At 69.2% G+C, this 6,163-nt stretch carries 9 protein-coding genes; 4 read left to right on the top strand and 5 right to left on the bottom strand.

Annotated features, from left to right (window positions below):
- Positions 1-645 (top strand): NAD(P)/FAD-dependent oxidoreductase (locus tag FKP22_RS18235; RefSeq protein WP_141289043.1); only part of this gene is annotated, 645 nt, incomplete at its 5' end.
- 9 nt (positions 646-654) lie between these two features.
- Here FKP22_RS18235 and FKP22_RS18230 read toward each other — a convergent pair.
- The 4 genes from FKP22_RS18230 to FKP22_RS18215 form a co-directional block, all read right to left on the bottom strand.
- Positions 655-936 (bottom strand): VF530 family protein, encoded by a 282-nt coding sequence (locus FKP22_RS18230; protein ID WP_141289042.1) that lies wholly within the window; start codon positions 934-936, stop codon positions 655-657.
- A 21-nt stretch (positions 937-957) separates the two neighbouring features.
- Complete coding sequence (locus FKP22_RS18225; protein ID WP_211361455.1) at positions 958-1,707, bottom strand: ferredoxin reductase; 750 nt, start codon at positions 1,705-1,707, stop codon at positions 958-960.
- The gene (locus FKP22_RS18220; RefSeq protein ID WP_141289040.1) at positions 1,704-2,312 is read right to left on the bottom strand and encodes a sulfite oxidase-like oxidoreductase; all 609 of its coding nucleotides are present in this window, start codon (positions 2,310-2,312) and stop codon (positions 1,704-1,706) included. The genes FKP22_RS18225 and FKP22_RS18220 overlap by 4 nt, the downstream gene beginning before the upstream one ends.
- 110 nt (positions 2,313-2,422) lie before the next feature.
- Positions 2,423-2,908, bottom strand: coding sequence for a GFA family protein (locus tag FKP22_RS18215; protein WP_141289039.1), 486 nt, complete (start codon positions 2,906-2,908; stop codon positions 2,423-2,425).
- A gap of 160 nt (positions 2,909-3,068) precedes the next feature.
- On the opposite strand from FKP22_RS18215, the gene FKP22_RS18210 reads away from it, so the two are divergent.
- The 3 genes from FKP22_RS18210 to FKP22_RS18200 all read left to right on the top strand — a co-directional run bounded on the left by FKP22_RS18210 (position 3,069) and on the right by FKP22_RS18200 (position 5,180).
- Positions 3,069-3,839, top strand: coding sequence for a hypothetical protein (locus FKP22_RS18210; protein ID WP_141289038.1), 771 nt, complete (start codon positions 3,069-3,071; stop codon positions 3,837-3,839).
- A 121-nt stretch (positions 3,840-3,960) separates the two neighbouring features.
- Positions 3,961-4,368, top strand: coding sequence for a hypothetical protein (locus FKP22_RS33485; RefSeq protein ID WP_141289037.1), 408 nt, complete (start codon positions 3,961-3,963; stop codon positions 4,366-4,368).
- Complete coding sequence (locus FKP22_RS18200) at positions 4,365-5,180, top strand: class I SAM-dependent methyltransferase (protein WP_231011884.1); 816 nt, start codon at positions 4,365-4,367, stop codon at positions 5,178-5,180. Before FKP22_RS33485 ends, FKP22_RS18200 begins: the two co-directional genes overlap by 4 nt.
- Positions 5,181-5,223: 43 nt before the next feature.
- Here FKP22_RS18200 and FKP22_RS18195 read toward each other — a convergent pair.
- Positions 5,224-6,163: Gfo/Idh/MocA family protein (locus FKP22_RS18195; protein WP_141289036.1), on the bottom strand; the 940-nt coding region annotated here is incomplete at its 5' end.

Below are 6,163 nucleotides of genomic sequence, written 5' to 3'. Positions count from 1 at the left end.
TACAAGCGGCCTGCGGTGCCGCGCCTGGAAGAGTTCGAGGGCCGCGGCATTTCCTACTGGGCTTCGGCGCTGGAGGCACGCATCTGCGCGAAGACCGAGGTGGCGCTGGTGGGCGGCGGCAATTCCGCCGGCCAGGCCGCCGTGTTCCTGTCGCAGCACGCCGCGCGCGTGCGCATGCTGGTGCGAGGCCCTGGTCTGGCGGCGACCATGTCGCGCTACCTGATCGACCGCATCGAAGCCACGCCCAACATCGAGCTGCTCGTCCGGACGGAGATCACCGAGCTGCACGGCGAACACTGCACCGGCCTGGAGGCCACCAGCTGGCGCCGGCGCAATGGCGGCGAGGTCGAAACCCATCCGGTGCGCAACGTCTTCCTGTTCGTCGGCGCCGAACCCGAAACGCGCTGGTTGGCAGGCTGCGACGTGAAGCTGGACCGGCATGGCTTTGTGCTCACCGGCCAGGGCACCACCTGCAAGATTCCCGGCCACGTGCCCGCCGCGCTGGAGTCCAGCATTCCCGGCGTGTTCGCGGTGGGGGATGTGCGCGCCGGCTCGGTCAAGCGCGTGGGCGGGGCCATTGGCGAAGGCGCCGCGGTGGTCGCGGCCATCCATCAGTACCTGTCCGGCACGCAGGCCGTCGCCTGAGTCGGGGCCTCAGCGCGCTTCGCGCCGCTGCTCGCGCAGCATGAACAGGTACAGGCTTTCGACCTTCTCGCGGGCCCACGGCGTCTTGCGCAGGAACTTCAGGCTGGAGCCGATGCTCGGGTCCAGCGCGAAGCAGCGCACCGGCACCTGCTCTGCCAGGCCTTCCCAGCCGAAGTAGGCGACCAGGGCCTGCAGCATGGCCTCCAGCGTCAGGCCGTGCAGCGGGTTTTTCGGCTGGCCGGGCGGCTTGCTCGGGGGCTGATCGGGCGGTGCGGCGGGTGCGTCTGACATGCGGCGATTCTCGCAGCCCGCTCAGCTCAGCCCGCCGTAGCGCTCGGTGCGGATGCTCGCCGCCGGCATGCCCAGGTCCACCAGCGCTGCGGCCACCGTCTCGACAAAGCCTGTCGCGCCGCATAGGTACCCGTCCTGCGGCTGCTGGCCCCACTGCTGCAGCGCAGTGGCCAGTGCGGCGCGGTCCAGCCGCTGCGAAAAGTCGCCGGCGCGCCGCGCCGGCTCGCGGGTGGTGACCGCTGTGAAGTGAAAGCGGGCATCCTGCGCCGCCATCGCGGCCAGCTCGTCGCGGTAGACCAGTTCATCCCAGGTCCTGGCGCTGTAGATCAGCAGGGTGTCGACGGGCGCCTGCGTGGCCGCGCGGTGGCGCAGCATGGCCATCAGCGGCGCAATGCCGGAACCACCGGCCACCAGCAGCAGCGGGCCGGGCTGGGTGACGCGCCAGACGAAGTGGCCGCCAATCGGCCCGCGCAGTTCCAGCACGTCGCCGGCAACCGTCACCTCGTGGAAATAGGGCGAGACCTCGCCGTTGTCCAGCCGCTCGATCAGCAACTCCATGCGCGGCGCGCCGGGCGCCGAAGCAATGGAGTAGCTGCGCCGCGCCTCGTAGCCGTCTTCCGCGACCAGCCGCAGGTCCACATGCTGGCCCGCCTGGTGCGGCGGCAGCGGGCTGTTCAGGAACAGGCTGAGCGCACGTGGCCCATGGCGCAGCACTTCGTCGACCGTCGCCTCCCGCCAGGGCGAGGCTGCAGGCGTGGGCACCGCGCTCACGGATCGTCCGAGAAGCGTTGCTCGCGCCATGGGTCGCCGTACATGTGATAACCGCGCAGCTCCCAGAAACCGGCCTCGTCACGCTCGGTGAACTTCAGGCCGTTGACCCACTTGGCGCTCTTCCAGAAGTACAGGTGCGGCACCAGCAGGCGCGCCGGGCCGCCATGCTCGGGCGCCAGCGGCTCGCCGCCAAAGTGCGTGGCAATCATCGCCTTGCCGCCGATCACGTCGGCCAGCGGCACGTTGGTGGTGTAGTCGTCGAAGGACTGGGCGAGCAGGAAGGGTGTGGGCGGCGTGATGCCGGCCGCGGCGAACAGGTCGTCCAGCGACACGCCCCGCCAGGCGGTGTTGAACTTGGACCAGGTCGTCACGCAGTGGATGTCGCCCTGCCACTCTGTCTGCGGCAGTGCCTGGAATTCGTCCCAGCTCCAGCTGGCCAGCGGCTTGGCGCCAGCCTTCAGCGTGAAGCGCCAGGTCGCCAGGTCCACACGCGGCGTAGGGCCAAAGGAGAGCACCGGGAAGTCCGGCGTCAGGTGCTGGCCAGGCGGCAGGCGCTTGGCGGTTTCGGCGCTGGGCCGCATCCCGAAGAATCCACGGGTGGCCATGGCAAGTCCTTTGTCTGGTCAGGAAGGTGGAAGTCAGGCGACTGTGCCTCTACAGGGCGAGCCTGTCCACCGCCGAAGGCAGGGATGTGGATCGTCCAAAAGGTCGGCCATCAGGGCGAGGTCAGCCCGTGCTGGGCATGCCACTCGGCCAGCGACATCGGCGGGTATTCGTCGTAACGTGGGTCGCCGGGCAAGCCTTCCACCGCCACCCACGGCGCCTTGGACCCCAGCATCAGGTGCACATGCGAGGGTGGCAGGGGCAGCGGCGTGTCGATGGCGCTGGCATGCGGGTGCACCAGGTCCGGCCAGGTCGGGTCGTAAAGCCACAGCGCGCTGCCGCAGCGCGTGCAGAAGTGGCGTTGGCCGGTGCTCTGCTCAAGCTTGCCGTCTCGCTCGATGTGGGCCTGGTACACCCGCAGATAGCGCCTGCCCGTGACCTTCAGCGTGCGGAAGTCCGCACCGAGGTTGATCGCAAAGCCGCCGCCGCCGGCGGTCTTTCGGCAGATCGAGCAATAGCAGCGCATGAACGGCACCGGCTGCGCCGACTGGACCGAGAACTTGACGCTGCCGCAGTGGCAGCTGCCTTCGAGTTGCATGGGGGTTCCTGGCTCGGTGGTGGAACGTTGTCCGGGCAGGCCGCGTGCCTGGGCCGCCGGAGGTTACGGCATACTCGTTTGCCATTCTTCTGCCGGGCCGTCGCGGCCTGTCTGCTCGCCGTCAGTCTCGCGGTGAGCGCTCGTTCAACGCATTGCTGCCATGACCCTGGAACGTTCGCTTTTCTCCGTTCGCCGGCTGGCCGCTGGCGCGTTCGCCTGCGTGGCGGTGCTGTGGCTTTCGGGCTGCTCATCGACCTACCTCACGCCCGGTCCCAAGGCCGACCTGCAGGAAGAAACGCCGGCAGACCTGCAAGCAGGCTTTGCCGCCAAGCCCACGCTGAAGTTCCCGGCCAGCATCGTGGCCATGCATGTGCAAGGTCCGGCCTACAACAACTTCGCGCTGGGCCGCCGAGGCGGTGCCGTGGATGGCGGCGGCCGGTACACCGTCGTCACCACGCGCGACGACGCTGAACAAGCCGAGTTGGAGCGCCTGGGCAAGCTGCCGCAGGTGGCCGGCCTGGCGTCCGTCAATCGCATGCTGCTGCCGGAGCGCATCAGCAGCGAACGCGACCTGCGGCTTGCCGCCTCGCGACTGCAGGCCGACGTGGTCTGGCTCTACACCTTCGACACCCGCTTCTTCGACAACGACCAGGCCAAGCCGCTGACCGTCGTCTCGCTGGGCCTGGCGCCCACGCACAAGATCTCGGTCAGCACCGTGGCTTCCGCGCTGCTGGTGGACACCCGCACCGGTTACGTCTACGGCGCCTACGAGGCAACCGCACAGGCCCAGACCTTGGCCTCCTCCTGGGGCAGCCAGGACAGCGCGGATGAACAACGCCAGCTCACCGAGCGCGACGCATTCTCCAAGCTCACGGCCGAATTCAGCCGCAGCTGGCCCGGTCTGGTGGCTCGCCACAGCGCGGGCTCCTGACTTCGGGCGGGGCGCCATCTTCGGCCGCGGGTCGAGGCGTCCCCCAAGTTGGCGTTGCGCCGCTGGCCGTGCGCATGGATAGTGAAGGTGTTTCTCATTCGGCAACAAGCGGGAGCTCGCCATGTATCTGCCCTGGATGGTGTTCTGGTCTCCGCAGTACCACTTTCCCTGGAGCGGCTCGGTTGCGCAGCAGATCGAGCCCAACTTGACGGCGTTTTTCAATGGCATCTCGCCTCAGTCCGGCGACAAGGACATCGAGCGCCAGGCGTTTGATGTGGCTTCTTATGGCAAGCAGCTGGGTTGGCTGACCGAGGTCGTGCTGGGTCAACTCGGCCGAGGTCAGGTCGACGCCGACACGGTCGAAGACGCCCTGAAGGGGCTGGAAGACACGCAGCAGCAGGTCGAAGCCTTGAAGCTGCGCAAGCTCAAGGCGGACATGGACCGCATTGGCGTGCTGCTGGAAACGATGAAGAAGGACCGGCCCAAGGAATATGCCTTGCTGGCCAGGCGGCTGCGGGATCAGGGGTGACGGCTGGCGGACCGACGGAAGCCCCGGCCTTCTACGACGCGCTGGCACCGCTCTACCACCTGGTCTACCCGGACTGGCCGGCCAGCGTGTGGCGCCAGGGTGAGCAACTCTCGGTGCTGATGCAGCGCGAGTGGCCGCGGGCCACGCCGCAGCGGCGGGTGCTGGATGTCGCCTGCGGCATCGGCACGCAGGCGCTGGGGCTGGCGCAGCAAGACCACGCCGTGACGGCTTCTGACCTGTCGCCTGCCTCGGTGGCTCGGGCGCGAGACGAGGCGGCCCGACGCGGCCTGCACATCGCCTTCTCGGTGGCGGACATGCGGGAGGTGCACCGCCACCACGGGGGCGGTTTCGACCTGGTGCTGTCTGCCGACAACTCGCTGCCGCACCTGCTCACGGATGCGGACCTGCTGCAGGCGCTGCAGCAGATGCACGACTGCCTCGCCCCCGGTGGCGGCTGCGTGATCAGCGTGCGCGACTACGCCGCCGAGCCGCGCGGGCGCGGCATCGTCAAGCCCTACGGCGTGCGCGAAGAAGCCGGCAAGCGCTTCCTGCTGAGCCAGGTCTGGGACTTCGAGGCCCGTCCTGCAGCGGCCGACGGGACCCCGCAGGCCGACCTGTGCCACATCACATTTTTCTTCGTCGAGGAAGACACTGCCAGCCAGGCGGTGCAGACCCACGTGATGCGCTCGGTCTACCACGCGGTGAGCACCGACACGCTGCTGCAGCTAATGCGGGCGGCGGGCCTGCGCGACGTGCGGCGCCTGGACGATGTGTTCTATCAGCCGGTGCTGGTGGGCACCCGGGCCGGCTGACTGCACGGCGCCGCGGCGCCCTTGGCACGCCGCGCAAACGCCTTCACACGGTTTCGGGCTGGCCACTGTGCAGCGAGCGCCGCATGGCCTGGCCGATGCGGGTGGCCGCGGTGGCATCGGCCAGGCTCAGGCCGGTGGGCGGGCCACCCCGGCAGGCCTGGACGAAGGCGTCCAGTTCGTGGCGGAAGGCCTCGTGGAAGCGCTCGAAGAAATCGGCCACCGGGCGGTGGTGCACGCCGCTTGCGTCCCGCGTCTGCACGCGGTCGCGGTGGGCTCCCACACCCACGCTGAGCACGCCCTGGGTGCCGATCACCTCGGTGGTGGTCTCGTGGCCATGCGGCATGGTGCGGCTGGCGTAGAGCACGGCCCGGGCGCCGCCCTCGAACTCGATGATGGCCATGCCGTTGTCCACGTCGCCGTGCTCGGCCAGGTCCGGGTGCAGCGCGATGGTGCCGCTGGCGAACACCCGCAGGGCGCGCGGGCTGCCCAGCATCCAGCGGGCCAGGTCGATGTCATGCACGCTGCAGTCCATGAACAGGCCACCCGAGGTGGGGGCAAAGCGCACGAAGAAGCCGGCCGGGTCGTGCATGTCGCAGGTCTGCGAGCGCACCAGGAACGGCCGGCCCACATGGCCGGCCTCGATGTCGGCCCGGGCCTGGCGGTAGCTGGGGTCAAAGCGCCGCACAAAGCCCACCATGGCCACCAGGCCAGGATGGCGGGCCGCCACCGCCTCCACCCGCTCGCAGGTCTCCACGTCCAGCGACAGGGGCTTTTCGACGAAGACGTGCTTGCCCGCGGCCAGCGCCGCCATGGTCTGCTCGGCATGCAGGGTGGTGGGGGTGACCAGCACCACCGCGTCCAGTTGCGGGTCTTGCACAAAGGCCTGGAAATCGCTGTGCAGGGTCTGCACGCCCAGCGTTTCGCGGGCCCAGGTGCGTTCCTCGGCGACGGGGCTGCAGGCCGACACCAGCTGGGCACCAGGC

The sequence above is a fragment of the Ideonella azotifigens genome, from assembly GCF_006519715.1.
GTDB lineage: Bacteria > Pseudomonadota > Gammaproteobacteria > Burkholderiales > Burkholderiaceae_C > Ideonella > Ideonella azotifigens.
Note: the sequence above shows the minus strand (reverse complement) of the source record. Positions and strands in the feature narration are given on the sequence as shown.

Excerpts from the sequence above, each read along its gene's own strand:
- FKP22_RS18230 (WP_141289042.1), bottom strand. The coding sequence starts at position 936 with ATGTCAGACGCACCCGCCGCACCGCCCGATCAGCCCCCGAGCAAGCCG.
- FKP22_RS18220 (WP_141289040.1), bottom strand. The coding sequence starts at position 2,312 with ATGGCCACCCGTGGATTCTTCGGGATGCGGCCCAGCGCCGAAACCGCC.
- FKP22_RS18215 (WP_141289039.1), bottom strand. The coding sequence starts at position 2,908 with ATGCAACTCGAAGGCAGCTGCCACTGCGGCAGCGTCAAGTTCTCGGTC.
- FKP22_RS18210 (WP_141289038.1), top strand. The coding sequence starts at position 3,069 with ATGACCCTGGAACGTTCGCTTTTCTCCGTTCGCCGGCTGGCCGCTGGC.
- FKP22_RS33485 (WP_141289037.1), top strand. The coding sequence starts at position 3,961 with ATGTATCTGCCCTGGATGGTGTTCTGGTCTCCGCAGTACCACTTTCCC.